The organism is Caldinitratiruptor microaerophilus (assembly GCF_025999835.1).
Lineage (GTDB): Bacteria > Bacillota > Sulfobacillia > Symbiobacteriales > ZC4RG38 > Caldinitratiruptor > Caldinitratiruptor microaerophilus.
Genome location: NZ_AP025628.1, coordinates 2,324,087 through 2,349,063, shown reverse-complemented (window position 1 = coordinate 2,349,063; position 24,977 = coordinate 2,324,087). Strand labels below are relative to the sequence as shown.

Annotated in this window: 17 protein-coding genes, 1 tRNA gene, 3 rRNA genes and 2 pseudogenes; 18 read left to right on the top strand and 5 right to left on the bottom strand. The window is 69.2% G+C overall.

Annotation, left to right across the window (positions count from 1 at the left end; genetic code table 11):
- The first annotated feature begins 16 nt into the window (after nt 1–16).
- The 4 genes and pseudogenes from nrdR (at nt 17) to caldi_RS11375 (ending at nt 7,351) form a co-directional block, all read left to right on the top strand.
- A complete protein-coding gene (nrdR, locus tag caldi_RS11390) occupies nt 17–469 on the top strand; it encodes a transcriptional regulator NrdR (protein WP_264841883.1) in 453 nt (150 codons plus the stop codon).
- Nucleotides 470–505: 36 nt separating this feature from the next.
- A pseudogene (locus tag caldi_RS11385) lies at nt 506–2,254 on the top strand (ribonucleotide reductase N-terminal alpha domain-containing protein); the annotation flags it as partial.
- A gap of 42 nt (nt 2,255–2,296) precedes the next feature.
- Nucleotides 2,297–5,587: pseudogene (locus caldi_RS11380) on the top strand (LAGLIDADG family homing endonuclease); the annotation flags it as partial.
- Between the two features lie 246 nt (nt 5,588–5,833).
- A complete protein-coding gene (locus caldi_RS11375; RefSeq protein WP_264841882.1) occupies nt 5,834–7,351 on the top strand; it encodes a methyl-accepting chemotaxis protein in 1,518 nt (505 codons plus the stop codon).
- An 18-nt stretch (nt 7,352–7,369) separates the two neighbouring features.
- On the opposite strand, the gene caldi_RS11370 is transcribed toward caldi_RS11375, so the two are convergent.
- Both caldi_RS11370 and caldi_RS11365 read right to left on the bottom strand, forming a co-directional pair.
- On the bottom strand, nt 7,370–7,873 hold the full coding sequence (locus caldi_RS11370) for a DinB family protein (RefSeq protein WP_264841881.1): 504 nt from the start codon (nt 7,871–7,873) through the stop codon (nt 7,370–7,372).
- A complete protein-coding gene (locus caldi_RS11365) occupies nt 7,863–8,612 on the bottom strand; it encodes a uracil-DNA glycosylase (protein ID WP_264841880.1) in 750 nt (249 codons plus the stop codon). Before caldi_RS11365 ends, caldi_RS11370 begins: the two co-directional genes overlap by 11 nt.
- 152 nt (nt 8,613–8,764) lie before the next feature.
- Here caldi_RS11365 and caldi_RS11360 point away from each other — a divergent pair, with 152 nt between their 5' ends.
- From caldi_RS11360 to caldi_RS11350, 3 genes are all read left to right on the top strand, one after another.
- Nucleotides 8,765–9,400: a GNAT family N-acetyltransferase gene (locus tag caldi_RS11360; protein WP_264841879.1), complete on the top strand. Its 636-nt coding sequence runs from the start codon at nt 8,765–8,767 to the stop codon at nt 9,398–9,400.
- Between the two features lie 3 nt (nt 9,401–9,403).
- On the top strand, nt 9,404–10,276 hold the full coding sequence (locus caldi_RS11355) for a carbon-nitrogen hydrolase family protein (protein ID WP_264841878.1): 873 nt from the start codon (nt 9,404–9,406) through the stop codon (nt 10,274–10,276).
- A gap of 89 nt (nt 10,277–10,365) precedes the next feature.
- Nucleotides 10,366–11,076: a 2Fe-2S iron-sulfur cluster-binding protein gene (locus caldi_RS11350; RefSeq protein WP_264841877.1), complete on the top strand. Its 711-nt coding sequence runs from the start codon at nt 10,366–10,368 to the stop codon at nt 11,074–11,076.
- A 15-nt stretch (nt 11,077–11,091) separates the two neighbouring features.
- On the opposite strand, the gene caldi_RS11345 is transcribed toward caldi_RS11350, so the two are convergent.
- Complete coding sequence (locus caldi_RS11345) at nt 11,092–11,859, bottom strand: class I SAM-dependent methyltransferase (RefSeq protein WP_264841876.1); 768 nt, start codon at nt 11,857–11,859, stop codon at nt 11,092–11,094.
- Nucleotides 11,860–12,304: 445 nt separating this feature from the next.
- Between caldi_RS11345 and caldi_RS11340 the strand changes: the two genes are divergently transcribed.
- From caldi_RS11340 to caldi_RS11320, 5 genes are all read left to right on the top strand, one after another.
- Nucleotides 12,305–13,847, top strand: a 16S ribosomal RNA gene (locus tag caldi_RS11340).
- Nucleotides 13,848–14,068: 221 nt separating this feature from the next.
- Nucleotides 14,069–17,047 (top strand): 23S ribosomal RNA (locus caldi_RS11335).
- A 58-nt stretch (nt 17,048–17,105) separates the two neighbouring features.
- A 5S ribosomal RNA gene (rrf, locus tag caldi_RS11330) occupies nt 17,106–17,222 on the top strand.
- Together the 16S, 23S and 5S rRNA genes with 1 tRNA gene alongside form the textbook arrangement of a ribosomal RNA operon.
- A gap of 63 nt (nt 17,223–17,285) precedes the next feature.
- Nucleotides 17,286–17,370 (top strand) — tRNA-Leu (locus caldi_RS11325).
- A 296-nt stretch (nt 17,371–17,666) separates the two neighbouring features.
- A complete protein-coding gene (locus caldi_RS11320; protein WP_264841875.1) occupies nt 17,667–18,512 on the top strand; it encodes an S-layer homology domain-containing protein in 846 nt (281 codons plus the stop codon).
- On the opposite strand, the gene caldi_RS11315 is transcribed toward caldi_RS11320, so the two are convergent.
- Nucleotides 18,509–18,751 (bottom strand): hypothetical protein, encoded by a 243-nt coding sequence (locus caldi_RS11315; protein ID WP_264841874.1) that lies wholly within the window; start codon nt 18,749–18,751, stop codon nt 18,509–18,511. The two genes, caldi_RS11320 and caldi_RS11315, sit on opposite strands and share 4 nt — an antisense overlap.
- Nucleotides 18,752–19,029: 278 nt before the next feature.
- On the opposite strand from caldi_RS11315, the gene caldi_RS11310 reads away from it, so the two are divergent.
- The 4 genes from caldi_RS11310 to caldi_RS11295 all read left to right on the top strand — a co-directional run bounded on the left by caldi_RS11310 (nt 19,030) and on the right by caldi_RS11295 (nt 22,171).
- Complete coding sequence (locus caldi_RS11310) at nt 19,030–20,358, top strand: homoserine dehydrogenase (RefSeq protein ID WP_264841873.1); 1,329 nt, start codon at nt 19,030–19,032, stop codon at nt 20,356–20,358.
- Nucleotides 20,359–20,387: 29 nt separating this feature from the next.
- The gene (locus caldi_RS11305; protein ID WP_264841872.1) at nt 20,388–20,813 is read left to right on the top strand and encodes a M67 family metallopeptidase; all 426 of its coding nucleotides are present in this window, start codon (nt 20,388–20,390) and stop codon (nt 20,811–20,813) included.
- 31 nt (nt 20,814–20,844) lie between these two features.
- Nucleotides 20,845–21,654, top strand: a complete 810-nt coding sequence (locus caldi_RS11300) for an alpha/beta fold hydrolase (RefSeq protein ID WP_264841871.1) — start codon at nt 20,845–20,847, stop codon at nt 21,652–21,654.
- Nucleotides 21,655–21,724: 70 nt separating this feature from the next.
- On the top strand, nt 21,725–22,171 hold the full coding sequence (locus caldi_RS11295; RefSeq protein ID WP_264841870.1) for a hypothetical protein: 447 nt from the start codon (nt 21,725–21,727) through the stop codon (nt 22,169–22,171).
- Nucleotides 22,172–22,238: 67 nt separating this feature from the next.
- Here the strand turns inward: caldi_RS11295 and caldi_RS11290 are convergent, their stop codons facing one another.
- Entirely contained in the window at nt 22,239–22,676 is a 438-nt protein-coding gene (locus caldi_RS11290; protein WP_264841869.1) for an SRPBCC family protein, read from the bottom strand.
- Nucleotides 22,677–22,827: 151 nt separating this feature from the next.
- On the opposite strand from caldi_RS11290, the gene caldi_RS11285 reads away from it, so the two are divergent.
- Together caldi_RS11285 and caldi_RS11280 are read left to right on the top strand one after the other, a co-directional pair.
- Entirely contained in the window at nt 22,828–23,937 is a 1,110-nt protein-coding gene (locus caldi_RS11285; RefSeq protein WP_264841868.1) for a vWA domain-containing protein, read from the top strand.
- A complete protein-coding gene (locus caldi_RS11280; protein ID WP_264841867.1) occupies nt 23,934–24,833 on the top strand; it encodes an AAA family ATPase in 900 nt (299 codons plus the stop codon). Before caldi_RS11285 ends, caldi_RS11280 begins: the two co-directional genes overlap by 4 nt.
- The last annotated feature ends 144 nt before the right edge of the window (nt 24,834–24,977 follow it).

Sequence of the window (24,977 nt, the reverse complement as noted above, 5' to 3'; positions counted from 1 at the left end):
AGGGGGGCTGTACGGCTTGAAGTGCCCGTATTGCGGCGGCGAGACCAAGGTGCTCGAGTCCCGGCACGTGGACGAGGGAGCCGCGATCCGGCGCCGGCGCGAGTGCCTGGCCTGCGGCCGGCGCTTCACGACGATGGAGCGGGCCGAGGAGGCGCCGCTGGTCGTCATCAAGAAGGACGGCCGCCGGGAGGCGTTCGACCGCAACAAGATCCTCAGCGGCGTTCTGCGCGCCTGCGAGAAGCGCCCGGTCCGCATGGAGGACGTGGAGCGCCTGGTGGCCGAGGTCGAGAAGGAGGTGCGTAGCACCCTGGAGCGGGAGGTGCCGTCGAAGCTCATCGGCGAGCTCGTGATGGAGCGCCTCCGCGCCCTGGACGGTGTCGCGTACGTCCGGTTCGCCTCCGTGTACCGGGAGTTCAAGGACGTTCACGAGTTCCGTGAGCAGCTCGAGAAGCTTCTGGGTTCCAGGTAGCCGGGCGGGCTCGTGCGTGGCCCCGCCCTCCACCCCATGGGAGGTCAGAGCGTGAGACTGACGCACATCGCCAGGACCGTGATGGCCAAGCGCTACCTGCGGCGGAAGCCGGACGGCACGCAGGAAACGCCGGACGAGATGGTGCGCCGCGTGGCGCGCGTGGTCGCCGCGGTCGACGCGAATTACGGCGCCAGCCCGGAAGACGTCCGGAAGACGGAAGAGGACTTCTACAACCTGATCGACAGCCAGGACTTCATGCCGAACAGCCCCACGTTCACGGGCGCCGGGACCGAGCTGGGCCAGCTCTCCGCGTGCTTCGTGTTGCCCGTCGGCGATTCCCTGGGCGAGATCTACGAGACGATGAAGCAGGCCGCCCTCATCCACCAGACGGGCGGCGGCTGCGTGGCCGGGGACGCGCACGTGTACACGACGTTCTGCGGGGTCGAGCAAATCCGCACGCTGTACGAGCGGGTACGGGCCCTTGGTGTCCCGGAGGAGCAGCGGCCAGGACATCGGGTCATGGACGTGACCGACCTGGGCATCCGCACCTTCGCGGTCGACCCGGCCACGGGGCGGTTCGAAACGAGACAGGTCACGCACTTGTGGCAGTGGGACGTTCCGGCCGAGTATCAGTACACGGTACGGTGCCGCGACGGCACGGAGATCACCACCAGCAGCTGGCACCCGTTCCTGGTGTTCACAGCAAGGGGGATTGAAGAGCGCCGTGCGGACGAGCTCCGTCCCGGGGACATCCTCCTGACGTCGAACGGCTCGGTCCGAGCCGCCTGGCCATTCAAGGAGCCGTTGGAGGTAGAGGGACTCCGGCTCGACGAGCCGCTGGCCTGGCTGGTCGGCTTCTTCCTCGGGGATGGCAGCTTGGACCGGTTCCGGAACCGGAAGACCCGGTACGAGGCGCTCCGCCTCCGGCTGTTCGACGGGCGCCCGGAGAGCATCCGGTTCGCCGCACAGGTGCTGGCCGCGCACGGCGTGGAGGTCACGCCCGACCAGGATGGCCGCGGCCTGTGGCGGCTCACCACGACGAACCAGGACTTCGTGCCGAGGTTCGCTCGCCTGTCGCAGGTGACGCCCGGCCCCAAGGAGGACCTCACGCTGCCGGAATGGGTGGCCAAATCGCCGCTCTCCGTGGTCGGGGCCTTCCTCGGTGGTCTGATCGACTCCGACGGTCACGTGAGCGTCAGGCGGCGGCGGGTCGAGTTCACCACGGTGTGCCCTCAACTGGCGCGCCGGTTGGTCTCGCTCCTCAGCGCGCTCGGGTTCAACCCGTCGATGTATCCGAAGGCTCCCGGGAAGAAAGGCCGGCGGGTCGAGTATCGCATTCACCTGGCGGACGCAAGGCGGGTGCCCGACCTGGTGGACCTGGTGGCGGAGTGGGTGCACGACCCGCTCAAGCGGGAGCGGCTCGCCGCCCTGCGGGAGCAGGCGCAGCACAACACCCATCTCCGCATCCCGCTGCCCTTCGAGGTGCTGGAGGGCCTCCTCCTAGCGGCCGGGGTCGAGACGAGAGACACCTCGATCCACAGGCTACCCGTCCAGGTCGCCGGAGAGCGCATCTGGCTCCACCGCGCGAAGTGGGGCCACGGGATCGGCGAGGATAAACTCCGCCGGCTGGTGAGGGCGCTGCGCCCCCTGGTACCCCCCACCCATGCAGAGCGGCTCGACCAGCTTGAGCGGCTGGCCGAAGGTTGGACCGTGGTGGAGCGCGTGGAGCGGGCGCAGGAACCGAAGCCGTTCTACGACTTCACGGTCGAGGGTTACAACAACTACCTCGCGGGCGGCGGCCCGGGCAAGTTCACGGTCGTCCACAACACCGGCTTCGCCTTCTCCCGGCTGCGCCCGGCCGGGGACGTGGTCCGGTCGAGCCAGGGCGTGGCGAGCGGCCCGGTCTCGTTCCTCAAGGTCTACAACGCCAGCACGGAGGCGGTGAAGCAGGGCGGGACCCGCCGCGGGGCCAACATGGGCATCCTGCGGGTCGACCACCCCGACATCCTCGAATTCATCCACTGCAAGGACGACCTCACGCAGGTCACGAACTTCAACATCTCCGTCGCCATCACCGACCGCTTCATGGAGGCGCTGGAGCGGGACGAGGAGTATGAACTCGTCAACCCGCGCAACGGCGAGGTCGTGAAGAAGCTTCGGGCCCGGCAGGTCTGGGACGAGCTCATCCAGTCCGCCTGGGCGACCGGCGAGCCGGGCCTGGTGTTCATCGACCGGATCAACCGGCGGAATCCGAACAACCATGTAGAGGTCATCGAGGCAACGAACCCCTGCTTCCATCCCGACACACGGATCGCCACCGAGCGCGGTCTCGAACGCATCGAGGACTTGTACCGCCGGGCGCAGGGGGGCTGGATTCAGGTTGCGACTGACGACCGCGTCTGGAACGAAGCCGTGGTCGTGGGAGGCCGCACCTACCGGGTGCCCGGCGTGACCATGCGGCCGGCGCGGGTCATCCGAACCGGGGTCAAACCCACGCTACGGATATCATTCACTTGCGGATTGGAGCTCAAGGTCACAGCCGATCACCGCATCCTGACGGCCGAAGGATGGAAGGAAGCCGGACAACTGAGGCCCGACGACGTCGTCCTCGTGCAGTCCGGCCCCGGCGCGTGGGCTGCCGGGGACGAGATCGGGCCTGAACTGGGCCATCTCCTGGGCTGGATGACGGGCGACGGCTGGATCACCCAGGACGGGCAGGCAGGCCTCGTCTTCGGCGAGGAAGACGCCCACCTGATCCCGTACTTCGAGGACATCATCGCCCGCCACGGCGGGGGTGTTCGCCGGGCGCTGCGCCGTGGCAACGGCACCTTCAACCTGTTCTTCAAGCGCAAGGAGTTGGTCGACCGGCTCGAGGCGTGGGGCATGAAGCGTGTACGCGCCCATGAGAAGCGGGTGCCTGACGCCATCTTCACCGCGAGCCGGTCCACTGTGGTGGCCTTCCTGGATGCCCTCTTCTCCGCCGACGGGACGGTTTCCCACACCGACGACAACCATCGCGATCTCCGGCTTTCCTCGGCCTCCCGGCAGCTGCTCCAGGACGTCCAGCTCCTCCTCCTGAACTTCGGGATCTTCTCCCGGATCTTCGCCCGCGGCAAGCGAGGTCAGACCGGGTTCTCCTACGTGACCCGCGGCGGCGAGGAGCGCCAGTACACCTCCCGCGGCTACTACGAACTGATCGTAAACGGCGACGACCTCCTTCGGTTCCAGGAAGAGATTGGCATCAGCCTTTCGCCTCAGAAGGGGGCGAAGCTCCGGCAGATCGCCCGCAAGTCACGCAAGAACACGCACTTCGTGACCCGGGTGCTGTCCGTGGAGCCGGGGGAGACCGTCGACGTCTACGACATCCAGGAGCCCGCGACCCACAGCCTGATAGCCGGTGGCGTGGTTTGCCACAACTGCGGGGAGCAGCCTCTGCCGCCGTACGGCTCGTGCAACCTCGGCTCGGTCAACCTCGCCAACTTCGTTCGGAATCCCTACACCGACAAGGCCGACGTCGACTGGAAGCGACTGGCGAGCGTGGTCCACCGGGCGACCCACTTCCTGGACAACGTGATCGACGCGAACCGGTACCCCCTGGAGCAGATCGCCGAGAAGTCGCGGCGGGACCGCCGGATCGGCCTGGGGGTGATGGGCTGGGCCGAGATGCTGGTGCAGCTGGGCCTTCCCTACGACAGCGAAGAGGCGTGCCAGATGGGCCGCCGGGTGATGAGCTTCATCAAGCAGGAGGCGCTCCGCCAGTCCATGGAGCTGGCCGAAAGGCGCGGCCCCTATCCGGACTGGGAGGGGAGCAAGTGGCACAAGGCCGGGCTGAAGGTCCGCAACGCCACCCTGACGACCGTCGCCCCGACGGGCACGATCTCGCTCTTCGCCGCCCGGGACGACATGCCGTGCTCCGGGGGCATCGAGCCGAAGTTTGCCATCGTCTTCACCCGCAACCAGGCCGGGGCCCTGATGCTCGACGTCGACGGGCAGTTCGCCGAGATCGCCAAGCGCGAAGGCTGGTACTCCGACGAGCTGATGGAACGCATCGCCGAGCACGGGTCGCCGCGGGGGGTCGACGGCGTCCCCGAGCGCTGGCAGCGGCTCTTCGCCACGGCCCACGACATCACGCCCTACTGGCACGTGCGGATGCAGGCCGCCTTCCAGGGCGAGGACGACCTCGATGTCGCCGAGCAGCCGATCGATGCCGCCTGCTCCAAGACCATCAACTTCCCCCACGACGCGACGGCGGACGACGTCCGGGAGGCCTACGAGCTGGCCTGGAAGCTCGGCCTCAAGGGGATCACGGTCTACCGCGACGGCGCCCGACAGGGGCAGGTGCTGACGGTGGGCAAGAAGGACGAGAAGAAGGAACCGGTCGCCGTTGGCGCCGTCTCGGCTCCGACGAGCGTGACGGCTACGGCTCAGGCTGCCGGCGCCACGGCGCCCGCAGTGGCGGCGGGGGCGCTGCCCGGGGGCGCGGCCGTGGTCGAGCCGCCCGGCTCCGCCGGTGCCGCACCCACCCAGGCGCCGGCGGCGAAGGGTCCGGCCCTCTCGCCCCGGCCCAGCGAGGCGACGGGCAAGATGTTCAAGATCCCGACGCACTTCGGCAACATGACCCTCGACGTCCACATGCGCGAGGACGGCGAGCCCTTCGAGGTCATCGTCAGCGTGGGGGCGGTCGGGTCCGACCTCATGGCCGACGCCGTGGCCATCGGCATGCTCATCTCCACCCTTCTCCGCCTCCGTTCCGACGTGCCGTGGCGGGAGCGGATGGAGATCGTCATCGACAAGCTCAAGAACATCGGCGGCTCGACCTCATCCGGGTTCGGGCCCAACCGCATCACGTCCCTGGCGAGCGCCGTGGCCCGGGGGCTCCAGCGGTTCCTGGCCTGGAAGGACTCCCAGGAGGCAGCAGACAGGCCGGCGGCCAACGGGCACGCCGCGGTGGCCCCGGCGGCCATCGAGATCGCCGCCGGGACCGATGCGCCGGCCGGCCAACGGGCGCCGAAGGGCGGCGCCGACAACGTGAACCCGTGCCCCGAGTGCGGCGCCTTCACGCTGGTGTGGGGCGAGGGCTGCCAGACGTGCTACAACTGCGGCTACAGCAAGTGCTAGCGCACGCGGCGGGTCCGGCCTGACCGGCGGCGCGCAGTCCGGCAGGTTACCCGGCGAGCGGCATGTCCACGTGGACATGCCGCTCGCGTCGCGCCAGGGCAGGTGCGTGTCGCAGGCCCGGATTGCGCGAAGTTTATGTGTGCAGGATATTCGGATCACGACAAGAATAAAGGAGCAAAACAATCGACGGTCAACTGGGGGGACACGATGGTCGTCGGGGTTCGCCCGTCACAGGGGTCGACCGCCTTGCCAGAACTGGAGCCGGAACTCGCCGAGGTCCACCGGCGCCTCGAGGCCGCCGCGGCCCGTCTGGCCATCGCCGGCGCCCGCAACCTGTGGGAGGTCCTCAAGCAGGCGAGAGAACAGGAGGCGCACACCCAGGAGGCAGCGGCCCTGCTGCAGCAGGTCCGGGCGGCGGCCGGCAGCGGTGCCGACGCCGCGCAGCGGGTCGCGGCCGGCACCGAACAGGCTTCCGCGGCCGCCCAGACCGGGGCTGCGGCCATGCGGGGCATCCGGGAGGCGACGGCAGCGACCCTCGAGGTGGTGGGGCGGACCGAGGCCGTCGTGGCGGAGCTTCTGGATGCTTCGGCCCACATCGAGGAGTTCGTCCGGGTGATCGAGCGCATCGCCTCGCAGACGAAGCTGCTGGCGCTCAACGCCGCCATCGAAGCCGCCCGTGCCGCCGAGCACGGCCGCGGCTTCGCCGTCGTGGCCCAGGAGGTCCGCAAGCTGGCGGAGGACGCCGCCCGCCAGGCCGGTCAGATCACCGCTCTGGTCGCCCGGGTGCGGGAGAGCGCGGGGCGGGTGGGAACCCTGGTCGCCAGCAGCAGGAGCCAGGCAGAGGCGGCCGCCCGGCAGGGGGAGGAGGGGGCGGCCGCGATCGCGGAGATCGCCGGCCTCATCCACGACGCGGCTGCGCAGGTGGCCGAGATCGCCGCGACGAACGAGCAGCTTCTCCAGGCCGTGACCCGTGCGGGTCACCACCTCGAGAGCCTGCGCGAGCAGGCCCGCGACACCGTGGCCAAGGCGGAGGCTGCCTTCGGATCGGAGAGCGTTCACGGGGCCACCGAGGAGATCTTCCTGCTGCTCGGCCAGCACCGGTACGGTGGCATCCTGGAGCAGATGCTGGACCGGGCCCGGCAGGTGGCGGCGGAGGCGGAGCGTATCCTCAGCGACCTGGTCGACAGCGGCCGGGTGCGCCTGGAGCAGCTGCTCGACTGGCGCTACACCGAGGTGAAGGGGCCTCTGATCCAGAAGCTTGCCCGGCTCTTTGACGTCCGGCGGGTCCCACCGGAGGGGTTCCAGCCACCCAAGTACATCACGAGCTGGGATCACCTGGTCGACCTGCCCATCCGCGAGCTGATCGACCGCGCCGCGGCCAGTGACCCCCGGATCGTCAACGTCGTGGTGCCGGACATCAACGGCTACCACTACGCGCACCTGAGCCGCCACTGCCAGGACTGGACCGGCGACCCGGCCCGGGACGGGCCCGGCAACCGGATCAAGCGGATCTTCGACAACCCCGTCGAGTTGCGGGGGGCGCGCGTCGGGATTCCCCGTGGGATGCAGGTCCCACGTCGGGCCACCCGGGAGCAGTTCCTGGCGCACGGCGTGGACCCGGACGCCCTGGAGAACAGTGCTCCGTTCATCTTGCAGACCTATGCCCGGGACACCGGCGAGGTGATTCACGACCTGGCCGTCCCGGTGTTCGTCAAGGGTCGCCGGTTCGGGGCTGTGCGCCTGGCGTTCCGCATGGAGGGCTAGGGTCGCCGGCGGGCAGGCTCACCTGCCGGCCGCGCGTTCGGCATGGAAGTAGACGAGGTCGTTCTGCAGCGGCTCGACGCCGAGCTGGCGGAAAAGGGTCGCGAGCTGGCCGCGGTGATGGGTGCCGTGGTTGACGAGGTTGATCAGCTGGACCCACAGCGGGTGCTCGAACGCCATTCCGCGCGTGTCCGTGTATGCCACGATCCTCCCGAGGTCGGCAGGGGTCAGGCCGGCCACGAAGGCCTGCAGGCGACGGGCAACCCCTTCCCAGCGGGCCTCGAGCGTGGTCACGTCGGGCACGTCGGCGGCCCGGGTCCAGCCCGGGAACTCTGCCACCTTCCAGCGGCTGAGCCACAGCGCCTCGATGTCCATGATGTGGCGCAGGGTTCCCTGCACCGACCGGTAACTGCTACCCAGGTCGCGGGTGAACGCCTCGGGGTCCAGGAGCCGCGCCACGGACAGCACGCGCCGGTTGGCCCACTCGTTGTACTCGTAGAGGGTCCGGATCCAGTCAAGTTCCACGGTCACCCAGCCCTCCCACTGCATTCGGTTGGGGTTCTCCGTCCAGGAGCGCCCGGGCTGTCCGGAACACCGCATGCCACATTTCGCGGGTGAGCCGGCGGGTCTGGGTGTTCTGCCGGCTGGGATGGTAGCTGCACAGGAGGTGAGGCGGTGCCGGCGGCGGGAGCCGGTAGAGTGCCCCGTGCGCGAACCGTACCCCATCCGTCGGGACCCCGCGATCCCGCAGCACGCGCAGGTACGTCTCGAAGGCGATGTGGCCGAGCACGACCACCACCTCGACCTGCCGCAGCAGGTCCAGTTCCCGCTCGAAGAACGGCCGGCAGTTCTCGATCTCTTCCCGGGTCGGGCGGTTGTCCGGCGGGGCGCAACGGGCGGAAGCGGCGATGTACGCGCCCCATAGCCGCAGGCCGTCGTCGCGGGAGACGGCGGTGGGCCGGCTGGCGAACCCGAAACGGTGCAGGGCCTCGTAGACCCAGTTTCCGGAGTCGTCCCCGGTGAACATGCGGCCTGTGCGGTTGGCCCCGTGTGCCGCCGGGGCCAGACCAAAGAGGAGCAGCCGTGCCGCCGGGTCGCCAAAGCCCGGCACCGGCCGCCCCCAGTAGGTTTCCGCTAGAAACCGCCGCACCTTCCGGGCGGCGACCGCCTCGCAGTACGACCGGAGGCGGGTACACCGCCGGCAGGCGATGACCTCTTCGGCCAGCTCCTCCAGAGCACGAGCCCTCTGAGCCAGGTCTTCCATGGAGCCACAGCTTCGACGCGGGGCCCGGGCTTCCTGCCAGCCGGGCCTTGCGAGTCGCCCGGGCCGGCTGTTTGTTTCTTGCCGTGAGCCCACTGTTGAGCGCACACTCCTGCTGTGGTACTGTGTCGTCCATGAAGGAGGGAGCGCCCGGCTTGGTCGAGAGCGTCGTGATTCGCCCGTACACTGCGGCGGACATCCCCGAACTGATCGAGATCCAGCGGGAGTGCTTCCCGCCCCCGTACCCGCAGGAGCAGCTCTGGACCCCGGACCATCTGGAGAGCCACATCCGCATCTTTCCGGAAGGGCAGCTGTGCGCCGCGGTGGGCAGCGTCCTCGCCGGTTCCTGCACCAACCTCATCGTCGACTTCCGTTACGACGACCCGGACCACTCGTGGGCCGAGATCACCGGTGACGGCTACATCCGGACCCACACTCCCCGGGGCAACTCGCTCTACGGGGTCGACATCGCGGTGCGCCCGGCCTTCCGCGGGCAGGGGATCGCCCGGCGGCTGTACCAAGCCCGGTTCGACCTGGTCAGGCGCCTCGGCCTGGTCCGCTTTCTGGCTGCCGGCCGTATGCCGGGGTACCACCGGTACGCGGGCGAGCTGACCCCCGACGAGTACGCCGCCAAGGTCGTGGCGGGGGAGCTGGCCGACCCGGTGATCACGCCGCAGCTGCGCGCCGGGCTGCGGCCCGTCCGGGTGATCCATGACTACATCCCCGACGTCGAGTCCGGGAACTGCGCCCTGCTGCTCGAGTGGCGGAACCCGGATCGGGAGGATGAGTAGGCCGTGCGTGTCCGGATCGCAGCTGTGCAGTTCGCCCACCGCCCGCTGAACGACTTTGAAGAGTTCGCCCGGCAGGTCCGGACGGACGTGACCCTCGCCCGGGATTACGACAGCCAGCTGGTGGTGTTTCCCGAGTATCTCACGGGTGCCCTCCTGACCATACCCGGCAGCGGGGAGGGGATGGCCGCCTGGCACCGGTGGACGGGCCCGTACGTCGACCTCTTCTCCTCCCTGGCCCGTGAGACCGGGACGTGGATCCTGGCCGGCACGCACCTCACCCCTCAGGGGGAGCGCACGACCAACACGGCCCACCTGTTCGACCCGGCGGGCGGCGTGCACACCCAGTCGAAGCTCCACCTCACCCCGTGCGAGGTCGACCCCTGGGAGCTGGCAGCCGGGGAGGCGGTGCACGTCTTTGACACGCCCCTGGGCCGGCTCGCGGTGCTGGTGTGCTACGACATCGAGTTCCCGGAGGCTGCCCGCGCGGCCGCCGAAGCCGGCGCGGACATCCTCCTCTGCCCTGCTGCCACCGACGACCGATCGGGGTACTGGCGCGTCCGGTACAGCTGTCACGCCCGGGCGGTGGAGAACCAGGTGTTCGTCGTTCTGGCGCCCCTCGTCGGGGGAGCCCACGTGCGTTTTCTGGAGCAGGGGTACGGGAGGGCCGCCATCCTGTCACCCTGCGACGTCCCGTTCCCCCGCGACGGCGTCGTGGCGGAGGGCGAGTGGAACCAGCATCTGGTGGTGATCGGTGACGTCGATCTCGGGCTCCTGGCCGAGATTCGCGAGCGCGGCAGCGTCACGCCGCGGCTCAGCCGGCGGCCCGAGTATCGGTGCGTTCCTGTCAAGATCGACGGACTGCAGGCTGTTCGTTGAGCAGGCCGCCAGGCTTCGGCTATAATGGGGCTCGGGCATGTTACAGACAAGTATACGTGTGGGGCCCGTAGATAAAGGAGCGTGACCCGGTGGTGGCCGTGGCGGAGCTCACCGTGCTCCGTTCGATCATTTACCTGTCCGTCCGGGCGGGTAGCCCCGAGGAGGCCACGGAGAAAGCAATCCACGTTTTCCGTACATTCCTGGGGCATCTGTACGAACTGGGCGTTGGCGTACGGGGCCTTCGGGTCGACATGGAGGAACCGCAGCCTGTCAAGGACGCCGAGGGCGTGTGGCTTTTCATCGGCCACATGCGGGCGGAGGTGCCGGATACCATCCGGGCGCCCGGAGCGACGAATCCCGTCGACGCATGGCGGCACCTCGTCAAGGACTCCTGGGTGCGCGTCACGCGGGAGTTCGAGGCGGAGGTCTGGCGCCAGCGGAGCTACGTCACCCTGACCCGGCCCGCCATCCCGGGCGAGGATCAGGCCCAGGAGGAGAAGCCGGCCGAGCCCAAGCGGCTGATCCCGATCACGGTTACCCTCAAGGGGCAGACCCACCACCTGGAGATCCCGGAGTCTGAGACCCTGCTCGACGGGGTGCTGGACAAGGGCCTGCCGATGAAGTTCAACTGCAAGGCGGGCGTCTGCGACGAGTGCCAGATCCGCGTCATCAAGGGCATGGAGAACCTGCCCCCGCCGAACGAGGCGGAACACAACATGCTCGGCGACAAGATCAAACAGGGTTACCGGCTCTCGTGCCAGATCAGCGCCAAGGGACCGGTGGAGTTCGAGCAGAACTGAAGCGGATGCCGGGTTTCAGGCATCCGCGGGGCGTGTGGCGAGGAAGACGGCCTTGCGCAGGGAGAACCTGAGCGGGGCCGTTTTCACTTGGAACAGCGTCCGCAGCCGGGCGGGGGCCGACTGCAGCATGCTGGCGAGCACCTCCCGGAGCTCGGGCGGTGTGTCGGAGCGGCGGACCCAGTCCTCGAAGTCGAGCTCCAGGGGTATCTCCTGGGCTGCCTGAATGGTGAGCCCCGCGGCAGCCAGCGCCGATTCCCACTCCGCCACGCTCCAGTCCCGCACGTGGGTCGGGTCTCGAAGTGTTTCCACCGCGTTGATGAAGCGGTCTGCGACCTCGTCCGCAGGCGAAATGGTGTCCGAGATCACGAGGCGACCGCCGGCCCGGAGGACGCGGGCCATCTCGCGCACCGCCTGGGCCAGGTCAGGGTAATGGTGCGCCGCGGTCCGGCAGGTCACGATGTCGAAGAGCCCATCCGGAAAGGGAAGCCGGCGGACGTCCGCCTCCCGGAACTCGATGTTGCGGAGGCCGCGCCCGGCCGCTAGGCGTCCGGCAACCGCCAGCATCTCGGGTGTGAGATCGACGGCGACGACCCGGGCCACGTGTGGCGCCAGAGTCATTGCGGTGTGACCGGCTCCCGTGGAGACGTCGAGGACCACGTCGGTGGGACGGGGCCGTGCGTAGTCCACGATCGGATCCAGGTCCGCCCCCCGGGCGTGCACGGAACTCGTGGCGTAGGCTTCGGCCGCTCTGCCGAACTGCAGCCGGACGTCGCGGCTTTTCATGGCGATCCCCTGCTCCGAGGTAAGACTCTGACTGCAGTCTACCAGATTCGGCGCATGCGGTGGCAGGAACCTTCATGGGTCGACGTGGTTCGGTCGCCGCGAGGCGCCGGGCCGGATCGCTGCCGGTGGAGCCGGTGCGGTCTGCACGAAGAGGAAGTGTTGTCCGACGCGCAGAACCCCGTTGCCTTCGACCGGGACGGCGCCTAAAATAGGCTGTGGCGAGAGGGACGGCACCGCCGGACCGCTGGCCGGGCAACCAGAAAGTGACGGTTGACCGGGGAGGTCCGCGGTCGTATCACATAATCCTGTCGCCGATGCGGCCGGCCGGGAGGCCGGCGGCCCGGTCCTTGAGAACTGAACAGTGTGGGCAGGAAGGAGCCTGCGGACGGAAACCGGGAGGATTCCGGACGACGGGATCGGCTTTCCGGGGGAAAGCGGAAGCTTTGGGACGGAGAGTTTGATCCTGGCTCAGGACGAACGCTGGCGGCGTGCCTAAGACATGCAAGTCGAGCGGGGCCCTTTCGGGGGCCCAGCGGCAGACGGGTGAGTAACACGTGGATAACCTGCCCCGGCCACCGGGATAACAGGCCGAAAGGCCTGCTAATACCGGGTAAGCTCACGGCTCCGCATGGGGCTGGGAGAAGAGGGGCGATGGCCCCGGGCCGGGAGGGGTCCGCGGCCCATCAGCTGGACGGTGGGGTAACGGCCCACCGTGGCGACGACGGGTAGCCGGCCTGAGAGGGTGGACGGCCACACTGGGACTGAGACACGGCCCAGACTCCTACGGGAGGCAGCAGTCGGGAATCTTGCGCAATGGGCGAAAGCCTGACGCAGCGACGCCGCGTGGGGGAAGAAGGCCTTCGGGTTGTAAACCCCTGTTGCCCGGGACGAGGCCGGTGCGGAGGGAATGCCGCGCGGGTGACGGTACCGGGCGAGGAAGCCACGGCTAACTACGTGCCAGCAGCCGCGGTAATACGTAGGTGGCGAGCGTTGTCCGGAATGACTGGGCGTAAAGGGCGTGTAGGCGGCCCGGTAAGTGGAAGGTGAAAGGTCCCGGCTCAACCGGGGAGGTGCCTTTCAAACTGCCGGGCTTGAGTGGGCTAGAGGGCAGCGGAATTCCCGGTGTAGCGGTGAAATGCGTAGAGATCGGGAGGAACACCAGTGGCGAAGGCGGCTGCCTGGGGCCTGACTGACGCTGAGGCGCGAAAGCTGGGGGAGCAAACAGGATTAGATACCCTGGTAGTCCCAGCCGTAAACGATGAGCGCTACGTGTGGTGGGTATCGACCCCTGCCGTGCGGTAGCCAACGCATTAAGCGCTCCGCCTGGGGAGTACGGCCGCAAGGCTGAAACTCAAAGGAATTGACGGGGGCCCGCACAAGCGGTGGAGCATGTGGTTTAATTCGAAGCAACGCGTAGAACCTTACCTGGGCTTGAAAGGCCGCTGGTAGCGCCCGAAAGGGCGTGAGCCCCGCAAGGGGAGGGCGGTACAGGTGGTGCATGGTTGTCGTCAGCTCGTGTCGTGAGATGTTGGGTTAAGTCCCGCAACGAGCGCAACCCCCGTCCCGTGTTGCCAGCACGGAAGGTGGGCACTCACGGGAGACTGCCGGGGACGACCCGGAGGAAGGTGGGGATGACGTCAAATCATCATGCCCCCGATGTCCAGGGCTACACACGTGCTACAATGGCCGGGACAGAGCGGACCGAACCCGCGAGGGGGAGGGAATCGCAAAAACCCGGTCCCAGTTCGGATCGCAGGCTGCAACTCGCCTGCGTGAAGGCGGAATCGCTAGTAATCGCGGATCAGCACGCCGCGGTGAATGCGTTCCCGGGCCTTGTACACACCGCCCGTCACACCATGGGAGTCGGCAACACCCGAAGCCGGTGGGCCAACCCGAGAGGGAGGCAGCCGTCGAAGGTGGGGCCGATGACTGGGGTGAAGTCGTAACAAGGTAGCCGTATCGGAAGGTGCGGCTGGATCACCTCCTTTCTAGGGAGTTTTCTCCCAGGTCGGTCGGTCGCCGGGGAGGCGGCTGAGGCCGGGGCTGCGGGAGCGGCCGCCGGCGCCGCAGGGTTCCGGAAGCCCACACTGGTCAGTTCCCAGGGACCGGGCGGTCCCCCGGGCGGGGGGCGGCCGGTCCTGCACCTTGACAAGTGCACAGAGGGAAGGGACTGCGACACAGGCGGAACCGCAAGACGCCTGAGGCGAACGGTCAAGCGGATAAGGGCGCACGGTGGATGCCTGGGCGCCAGGTGCCGAGGAAGGACGCGGCCAGCGGCGAAACGCCCCGGGGAGCCGCAAGCAGGCAGGGATCCGGGGATGTCCGAATGGGGGAACCCGGCCGGGGGGAACCCCGGTCACCGGCCGGTGAATGCATAGCCGGCCGGGGGGCACCCGCCGAACTGAAACATCTCAGTAGGCGGAGGAGGAGAAATCAAGCGAGATTCCCTCAGTAGCGGCGAGCGAACGGGGAAGAGCCCAAACCGTGCCTGTGGGAAAGCCTGCCGGCGTTGCAGGCACGGGGTAGCGGGACCGTCAGGGTGGGCGGCAGACCACCGGCGGAGTGAGAAACCGCCGCTCTAGCCGAAGCGGCCTGGAACGGCCCGCCGCAGACGGTAAGAGCCCGGTAGGCGAAAGGGCGGCGGCTCCGGACGGGATCCCAAGTAGCACGGGGCACGTGGAATCCCGTGTGAATCCGGGGGGACCACCCTCCAAGGCTAAAGACGCCTGGCGACCGATAGCGGACGAGTACCGTGAGGGAAAGGTGAAAAGCACCGCGGGAGCGGAGTGAAAGAGAACCTGAAACCGTGTGCCTACAAGCAGTCCGAGCCCCGATGGGGTGAGGGCGTGCCTCTTGAAGAATGAACCGGCGAGTTGCGATCACGGGCGAGGCGAAGCACCTCAGGTGCGGAGCCGGAGGGAAACCGAGTCTGAAAGGGCACAAGTCCGTGGGCGCAGACCCGAAACCGGGTGATCTACCCATGGCCAGGGTGAAGCGGGGGTAAGACCCCGTGGAGGCCCGAACCAGGTTGGCGTTGAAAAGCCATCGGATGAGCTGTGGGTAGGGGTGAAATGCCAATCGAACCCGGAGATAGCTGGTTCTCCCCGAAATCGCTTTTGGGCGAGCCTCGGGAGGTAGCCGGCGGAGGTAGAGCGACGGATTGGGGGAGGGGCCGTACAGGTTACCGAACCCACTCCAACTCCGAATGCCGCCGGCCGGACCCCGGGAGTCAGACCTCGGGTGCGAAGATCCGGGGTCAAGAGGGGAACAACCCAGACCGCCAGCCAAGGTCCCGAAGTCCGTGCTGAGTGGGGAAGGATGTGGCGCTGCGAAGACAACCAGGATGTTGGCTTAGAAGCAGCCATCATTCGAAGAGTGCGTAATAGCTCACTGGTCGAGTGGCGCTGCGCCGAAAATTCACGGGGCTAAGCACGGCACCGAAGCTGCGGATCGGAGCGAGGCTCCGATGGTAGGGGAGCGTTCCGTCCCCGGCGAAGGTTCGCCGGAAGGCGGGCTGGAGGGGACGGAAGTGAGAATGCCGGTATGAGTAGCGAAAACGGCGGTGAGAATCCGCCGCACCGAAAGCCTCAGGGTTCCTGAGGAAGGCTCGTCCGCTCAGGGTAAGTCGGGGCCTAAGCCGAGGCCGAAGGGCGTAGGCGATGGGGAACCGGTGGAGATTCCGGTACCACCACCGGCCGCTGGAGCGAGGCGGGGACGCAGGGGGGCAGGCATGGCCGGCCGCTGGTCGAGCCGGTGCAAGCCGGTAGCGTGCCCGGGGAGGGAAGTCCCCCCGGGTAGACGTGAGAGGCGATGCCGAGGGAATGGAGTACCGAAGCAGCCGGGCCCGCACTGCCAAGAAAAGCCGCTAGCGAGGCACGGGGTGCCCGTACCGCAAACCGACACAGGTAGGCGGGGAGAGAATCCTCAGGTGCGCGGGAGAACCCTCGCTAAGGAACTCGGCAAACTGCCCCCGTAACTTCGGGAGAAGGGGGGCCCTCGGGGGTGAGGGGTCCGAGCGGCCCGGAGCCCCTGGGGGTCGCAGGGAAACGGCCCAAGCGACTGTTTACCAAAAACACAGGTCTCTGCGAAGCCGGAAGGCGAAGTATAGGGGCTGACGCCTGCCCGGTGCTGGAAGGTTAAGGGGAAGGGTGAGCCGGAAGGCGAAGCTCTGAACCGAAGCCCCAGTAAACGGCGGCCGTAACTATAACGGTCCTAAGGTAGCGAAATTCCTTGTCGGGTAAGTTCCGACCCGCACGAATGGCGTAACGACTTGGGCGCTGTCTCGGCGAGGGACCCGGTGAAATTGAGCGACCTGTGTAGACGCAGGTTACCCGTGGTTGGACAGAAAGACCCCGTGGAGCTTCACTGCAGCCTGGTGTTGGGCGCTGGTGGTGCGTGTACAGGATAGGTGGGAGCCGGAGAAGCAGGGGCGCCAGCCCCTGTGGAGGCGCCGTTGGGATACCACCCTCGGACCCCCGGCGCTCTAACCCTGGCCCGTGAGCCGGGTGGGGGACCGTGCCAGGCGGGCAGTTTGACTGGGGCGGTCGCCTCCTAAAGGGTAACGGAGGCGCCCAAAGGTCCGCTCAGGATGGTTGGAAATCATCCGGGGAGTGCAAAGGCAGAAGCGGGCTTGACTGCGAGACGGACAGGTCGAGCAGGTGGGAAACCAGGGCTTAGTGATCCGGCGGTACCGAGTGGAAGGGCCGTCGCTCAACGGATAAAAGCTACCCCGGGGATAACAGGCTGATCTCCCCCAAGAGTCCACATCGACGGGGAGGTTTGGCACCTCGATGTCGGCTCATCGCATCCTCGGGCTGAAGTCGGTCCGAAGGGTTGGGCTGTTCGCCCATTAAAGCGGTACGTGAGCTGGGTTCAGAACGTCGTGAGACAGTTCGGTCCCTATCCACCACGGGCGGTGGAGACTTGACGGGAGCTGCCCCCAGTACGAGAGGACCGGGGTGGACGCACCGCTGGTGTACCAGTTGTCCCGCCAGGGGCAAACGCTGGGTAGCCATGTGCGGAACGGATCAGCGCTGAAAGCATCTAAGTGCGAAGCCGGCCCGGAGATGAGGTCTCCCATCCCGCAAGGGAGTAAGACCCCTGGGAGATGACCAGGTCGATCGGCCGGGCGTGTACGCGCCGCAAGGCGTTGAGCGGACCGGTACGAATCGGTCGAGGGCTTGACCTGGCCAAAGGCGGCGTGCGGTTCCACCTGGGTCGCAGACCCAACGCCTCTGTGCACGATTTCGGGTGCCCATACCGGCGGGGCCACACCCGGCTCCATTCCGAACCCGGTCGTTAAGCCCGCCAGGGCCGAGGGTACTGGGGGCCCTAGCCCCCGGGAGAGTAGGTCGGCGCCCGAACCTGTTTCAGCCGGTCCCCTTCGGCGGGACCGGCAACCCCCGGCCGGAAGGCCGGGGGCGGTCGTCGGAGTGGCGGAACTGGCAGACGCGTACGTTTGAGGGGCGTATGGCGCAAGCCGTGTGGGTTCAAGTCCCACCTCCGACACCAGGACGAGAACGGCAGGTGGCATGTGCCGCCTGCCGTCTTGCGTTTTCCCGGCTGTCCCGTCGGGTATGACAACCGGCGACCCGGCAACCGGGTCGCCTCCCGCAGGGTTTGCGGGAGGCGAGTCGAATACCAACAGTCGTCCTCCTGAGGAAGGCACAGCCGGGGAAGACACGGTCAGAGGGGGCTGACCCGGGGTGCGGAGGGTCGGAAGTGGGACCCGGCACGCGGTCGCCCTGGCGCTCGCCGGGCTTGTCGTAAGCGGAGGTATCGGCGTACGTCGGGCGGGGGCCGGAGGGTTGGAGGGGCTGGCCATACGGCGCCTGCAGGCGTACGGCATCGTCACCGGCAGTCGCGGCGATGGTGGGGACCTGCGCCTGCAGGAACTCATCACGCGCGCCGAGCTGGCCAAGCTGCTCGTGGTGGGGAGCGGGTGGAGGAGCCCGCCGCCGGCGGCGGAACCCGGGGCAGCGACGGCCGCAGACCCTGCGCCGTCGACGGATGTGACCGGCGCGCCGGCGCAGGGGCCCCCGAACGTCACCCTTCCGCCAGACGTGATCGGGCACTGGGCGGAACCGTACGTGGCGGCGGCCTGGCGTGCCGGAATCCTCGCCGGCTACCCGGACGGGCGGTTCAACCCTGCCGCTCCGCCCACGTACGGGGAGGTCGCCACCGCCCTGGCCCGGGCGCTGGGGCTCAGCCCGGTCGCACAGTTGTCCTGGCCGCAGAACTACGTCGAGGCGCTCCGCAAGGCCGGCGGCATTCCGCCCGGGCTGCCGGTGGAGGCTCTGCAGGGCGCGCCGGCGGTGAGGGGACCGGTATTCCTTCTGACGGACTACGCCCTTGCCCATGTTCGGGATGCGACCGGCCGCACGACGTACCAGCGGGTGCACGACTCCGAGCCGCCTGTCATCGAGTGGATCGAGCAACCGCCGGCGCGGACGCGGGAGGACACTCTGACCCTCCAGGGCCGGGTGGCCGGAGGCTTCCGGGTCTGGGTCGGGGGCGAGGAGGTCCCGCTCGACCCGGACGGCCGTTTCTCGGCCAGTGTCGCGCTTCAGGCAGGGCCTAACCGGGTGCAGGTGGTGGCGGTCGACCTGGCCGGCAACCGGACGGAACAGACCGTGACGGTGACCCGGTCCTAGGGCCGGTCAGTCGGCGGGAGCAGGGTCGTGCCGGCGGCGAGCAGGAAGAAGAGCGCGTGCGGCCCCCGCAGCGCCAGGGGGAGGACCCGGCGCCCGCCGGCCGTGGCGGCCTGTTGCCGGGCCATGGTGGGTGGCTCCGGGAGAGAGAAGTAGGTTACAATCGTGTTCAGCACCGCCAGGGCAGCCGGTACGAGGAAGGCGGCCTGGTGACCCAGAGGGGCCCGCAGCCGTCCCAGCATGGGGCTGGCCGGGAAGCCCAGGTGAAGCCCGGGTTCATGGCGGCGCCCATCTGGGCCATCCGGCGCGCCCGCTCCCGGCCCTCGGTGATGTCGGCCTCGCACGCCTGGGATGCCGGGATGTCGGCGGCGGAAAGGATCCCGTCGAGCGCCCGGGCGGCGCAACGGGGCCCCGAAGGCGCTGGTCCGGGTGCGATCCGTCAGCGCCGAGGTGGGCCGTCCGGGTACGGCGGAACCGGTTCCGACCAACGCACCGGAATCCAACGCACACGGAGGTAGGCATGAAACCCGTTCGCATTGGTCTTCTCGGACTTGGCACCGTGGGCAGCGGCGTCGTGCGGCTCCTGGAGAGGAACCGGGACGTCATTGAGGAGAAGGCGGGTGCACCCGTGCAGGTGGTGCGGGCCCTGGTTCGTGACCCCCGTAAGGCGCGCGACCTGGGCGGGGCCCGCCCGGAGCTCACGACCGACCCGGCGGAGGTCGCCGGCGCGCCGGACATCGACATGGTGGTGGAAGTGCTCGGCGGCACGGAGCCGGCTCGGGACTACATCCTGCGCGCGCTCCGGGCCGGTCAGTTCGTGGTCACCGCCAACAAGGACGTGATGGCCGAGTACGGGGCCGACGTCTTCGAAGCGGCCCGGGCCGGCGGCGCGGAGGTGTGGTTCGAGGCCTCGGTCGGGGGCGGCATCCCGATCATCCGGCCCCTGAAGGAAAGCCTCGGGGCGAACCGCATCCAGTCGGTGCTCGGCATCGTGAACGGCACGACGAACTACATCCTCACCCGGATGACACGGGAGGGGATGTCCTTCGACGATGCGCTCCGGGAGGCCCAGCGACTGGGCTACGCGGAGCCCGACCCGCGGAACGACGTGGACGGGATCGACGCGGCGCGCAAGCTGGCCATCCTGGCGTCCATCGGCTTCCTGAGCCGCATCACCCCGGCGGACGTGTACACCGAGGGGATCGGCAGCATCGGGCCGCGGGACATCGAGCACGGGCGCCGGCTAGGCTGGACCGTGAAGCTGCTCGCCATCGCCCGGGAGCGCGACGGGGCGATCGAGGCGCGGGTGCACCCGGCGTTCATCCCCCTGCATCACCCGCTGGCTGCGGTGAGCGGCAGCCTGAACGCCATCTTCGTCACCGGGGACGCGGTGGGGGAGACGATGTTCTACGGCCGGGGGGCGGGCGACATGCCAACCGCCAGTTCCGTGCTCGGGGACGTGATCGGCGCCGCGCGCTCCCTGGCGCTGCGGCGTCTGCTGGGCGGTCAGCGGCCCGAGGCAGCCCCTTACTGGCCCGGGACCGTGCTGCAGTGCACTTGCTATCACGACAAGCCCGTGCGGCCGATGGCGGAAGTCGTGACGCGCACGTACCTGCGCCTTACCGTGGTCGACCAGCCGGGCGTTCTGGCCCGCGTGGCCGGGGTCCTCGGGCAGAACGGGGTGAGCATCGCCCACATCCTGCAGACCCCGGACGAGGCCACGGGGACGGCGGAGATCGCCCTCGTGACGCATGAGGTGGTCGAGCGCCGGATGGAAGAGGCTCTGGCGACGCTGCGCCGGTTGCCGGAGGTGCGGGCGGTAGAGAGCCGGATCCGCATCGAGGGGTGACCGCCGGCGGACCGAAGGGGGCAGGAGGCGTGGCGGAGCCCTTCCCGCGCGGGCCCCTGGTTCTGCCCGCTGATCTGGAGAAGGCGATCACGGCGCACATGCGGGGAGCCTATCCGCAGGAGGGTTGCGGTCTCCTGGCGGGCGCGGCGGGGCGGGTGCTTGCATGGTTTCCGTGTCGCAACGTGCACCCGGATCCGCTGATGGCCTACGAGGCCGATCCCCGCGACCTCATCGCCGCCTTCCGGAAGATGGAGGCCCGCGGCTGGGAACTCCTGGCGATCTGCCACTCGCACCCCCAGTCGAGAGCCCGGCCCTCGGCGGCCGACGTGCGGCAGGCCAACTACCCGGAGGCGCTCTACCTCATCTGGTCCCTGGCCGACCGCGACCGCCCCGAGGTGCGGGGCTTCTGGATCCGGGGCGGCCAGGTCACTGAACACCCGGTGCGGGTTGAGTGACGAGCCGGCCGGGTCCTGAGCAGGTGAGTCGATGCCAAAGGTCCAGGTGAACGGGATCGCCCTGTACTACGAGGAGCACGGGCAGGGGGACGCGCTGGCCCTGATCCCGGGGCTCGGCCTGTGGCACTGGTGCTGGCTGCGTCAGGTACCTGCGCTGAGCCGGTACTTCCGGACGATCGCCATCGACAACCGCGGGGTGGGCGACAGCGACAAGCCGGACGAGCCCTACACGATCGAGGGCATGGCGGACGAGGCGGCGGCCGTGCTGCGCGCGCTGGGGGCTGAACCGGCCCACGTCCTGGGCTTCTCCATGGGGGGTTACATCGCCCAGGAGCTGGCCCTGCGCCACCCCGACCAGGTCGCGAGCCTGGTCCTGGTGAGCACGGGGCCGGGCGGTCCGGACCAGGTCGAGCCGGACCCCGAGGTCCAGGCCGCCATGCGGATCCACACGAGCCAGACGCCGGAGGAGAACCTGCGCCGGCAGTTCCCGTACGCGGTGGCACCTGGCTACTTCGACGCCCACCCGGACGAGTTCGAGGAACTCATCCGGCTGCGTCTGCAGAAACCGACCCCGGTGCACGTCTACGTGCGGCAGCACGAGGCCACCCGGCGATGGCGCGGGCTCAGGGGCCGTGGCGCGGCGCTGGAGGTGCCCGTCCTCATCGTCCACGGCGACCGGGACCGGCTCCTCCCCGTCGAGAACGCCCGCCGGCTCGCAGAGCTCATTCCCGGGGCGGAGTTGCGCCTCATCCCGGGCGCGGGGCATTTCCCCCTACTGGAGGCGGCCCCCATGGTGAACCGCGTGATCCTGGAGTTCCTCCTGGAGCTGGGCTACGGTTGATTTGCCCTACCAGGCAGGGGTATACTGGGGCCGTCAACGCACCGACACTGGCCGAAAGGTGGTTACCAGCGTGCGCATCGGAGCGGTTCTCGACGGTAGCGGCCGGATTGTGCCCCTCCCTGACGGGCCCACGGTGGTCGTTTACGATACCGAGACGGGGGCGGAGCAGCGCTTCGACAACCCCGCGGCGAACTTCCAGCGCGCACGCCGGGCGGCCGTGGTGGAGTTCCTGCACAAGCAGGGTGCAGAGGCCGTGTGCTCCGTTCCGGGCACCTTCTGCGCGACCTCCCACGGCCTGGCACAGCGTCACGCGATGCGCTTCATCCTTCTGGACTCGGGCACGACCTGGGACGAAGTGCGGGCGAACGCGGAGGCCCTCGCGGCGCGGGCCGTGACGGCGGTACCCGTGATCCTCCTGCACAGCCACGGGCACGGTCATGGCCATGACCATGACCACGAGCATGACCATCACCACGGCGATCACGGCCACCGCCATGCGCACGGCTCGCACCACTGAGGGCGAGGTGTCGCCTGCCGAACCCTGAGGGGCACACGGAACCGAGGAGACCGTGGGCCGGGGCGGCTCAGCCCGCGATCTCCTTTTCCATTGCCTTCATGAACTGGTCGATGATCATCCGGGCCACCCCGCCCAGCACGCGCTGGCCGACCCCGGCCACGAGGCCGCCCACCTGGACATCCCAGACGTAGCGGACCCGGGTACCGTCCCCTTCCTCCTCGAAGTCGAAGACGCCGGTGCCCTGCACGAAACCGGGAGCGCCCTGACCCGAGATCCCGAGTTCGTAGTGCTCCGGAGGGCGCTTGGCGGTGAGCGTCAGGGATCCGTTGTACGTGCCGGTGATGCCCGCGACCCCCATCTTCATGACCGCCTCGTAACGGTCCTCTCCGGCGCGGCTCAGGCTCTGCACACCGGGCGTCGCCCGAGCCAGGACGTCGGGGTCCGTGAACACCGTGTAGACACGCTCGCGGGGCGCGGCGAAGAACGCGCTGCCTTCGATTCGCACGGAGAGACACCTCCGGGCGTGCGAATTCGACGGTCGATCGGGAAGTCCCTGGCACCCGTGTACGATCGCGCACTTCGACCGAAAGGAAAGGTTTTTCCTGCCGATGCCGTAATCCAATGAAGGAGTGTCCGGCGGGGAGGGACGGAGCGCGGTGGAGCGGTTGGCGTCGTTCGGCCGGCTGCTGCGGGAGCTCGGGATCGACGTGGGGCCCGGCGATGTGGCCGCGGCGGCCCGCGGCCTGGCCTTCGTGCGGCCGGCGGATCGGGACGCGTTCTACCTCACCCTGCGGACGGTCCTGTGCCGCAAGGTCGAGGACTTCCCCCTCTTCCACGCGGCCTTCGTCCACTTCTGGTTGGGGGGCGACCGGACCGCCTCCGACGTTCCGGACGGGGCCGGGATCCGCATCCGCCTGCGGCGTACGGGGAGCCCGGAGGGCGTCCTGCGGGAGGCCGGGGGTCCGGACGGGGAGGAGGGGCCTGGGGACGGCGACGGCGGGCTCGAGGAGGGGCAGGGGATTCCGGGATATACCGCCCGGGTGCTTCTCCTCCGGAAGGATCTCGCCAAGCTCGAGCCGCACGAGTCGCCGGAGGTGGCCCGCCTCGCCCGGGAGCTCGCCCGGCGCCTGGCGCGCCGGGTGGCGCGCCGGCTGCGGCGCCACTGGCGCGGGGCGATCGACCCGGCGCGCACCCTGCGGCGGGCCCTGCGCACCGGGGGGGAAGTGCTCGAGCTGCGGCGCCGCCGGCGCCGCCAGAAGGCCCGCCTCGTGGCCCTCCTGGACGTCAGCGGCTCCATGCAGCCGTACAGCCGCTTCCTCCTGGTGTTCCTGGCCGCCCTGACCGCCCAGTTGCCGGCGACGGAGACGTTCGTCTTCAGCACCGAGCTCGTCCGGGTGACCCGGGAGCTGCGCGCCCGAGAACTGGAGGCGGTGGCTGCGGCGGCGCCCGACTGGGCCGGCGGCACCCGGCTCGGGGCGAGCCTCGAGTGCTTCGTCCGGGAGCACGCGCCGCTCCTGGTCGACCGCCGGACCGCCTTGCTGGTGCTGTCGGACGGCCTGGACACCGGTGAGACGGAGCGGGTAGAGGATGCCATGCGCAGGCTGCGGGGGAGCGCAGGGCGCATCGTCTGGCTGAACCCGCTGGCGGGCGACCCCGCGTACGAACCCCTGCAGCGGGGGATGCGCGCGGCCCTGCCGTTCGTCGACGTCCTGGCGCCGGCCCATAGCCTCGAGAGCCTGCTCGCCCTGCCGGCCCACCTGGGGTGAGCGAGGAGGAGGAGAGGACGATTCGTACACCGGAAGAGATTGAAGCCCTGCTGGCCGGGCAGCGTTACGTCGCCGGACGGCCGGTCGCCCTGGCGGTCAGCCTCGCCCTGAACCTCGAGCGCCCGCTCCTCATCGAGGGACAGGCCGGGGTCGGCAAGACGGAGCTGGCCAAGGTCCTGGCGGCGGCGCTGGGGACGGAGCTCATCCGCCTCCAGTGCTACGAGGGCCTGGATGCATCGGCCGCCCTGTACGAGTGGAACTTCCCCAAGCAGGTCCTGCGCCTGCGGATCGAGGAGAACTCGGGCCGGACCGCCGAGGAGAAGGAGGCCCTCATCTTCAGCGAGCCGTTCCTGCTCGAGCGGCCGCTCCTGCGGGCGATCCGGCAGCCGCGGCCGCCGGTCCTTCTCATCGACGAGGTGGACCGCGCCGACGAGGAGTTCGAGGCCCTCCTCCTCGAGCTGCTGTCCGACTTCCAGGTGACCATCCCCGAGCTCGGCACGATCCGCGCGACCACCCGGCCGTACGTCATCCTGACCTCCAACCGCACGCGGGACCTGAGCGACGCGCTGCGCCGCCGCTGCCTGTATCTCTGGCTCGAGTATCCGGACCTCGAGAAGGAGCTGGCCATCGTCCGCGCCCGGGCCCCGGAAGTCGACCCCGACCTGGCGGAGGCGGTCACGCGGGTGGTCCAGCAGGTCCGCCGGATGGACCTGGAGAAGCCCCCGGGGGTGGCCGAGACCCTGGACTGGGTCCGGAGCCTGCAGACCCTGGGCGTCTCCCGCCTCACCCCCGAGTGGATCCGGGACACGGCCGGCGTGCTGGTGAAGACCCGGGCGGACGCGGCGCGGCTCGCCGCGGCGGACCTCGGCCGGCTGCTCGCGCCGGGCGGCGGGTAGCCCGGGGCCCTGCTCCCGTTGCCTTGACCCCCCGGCCGGACCGCCGCCGGGGGCGTCCGCGCGGCGGGTACAGGGCAACGTGGGGCAAGGAGGGAGCAGGAACCCGGGTATGCAGGAATGAATATCTATGGCGCGGGGAAACCC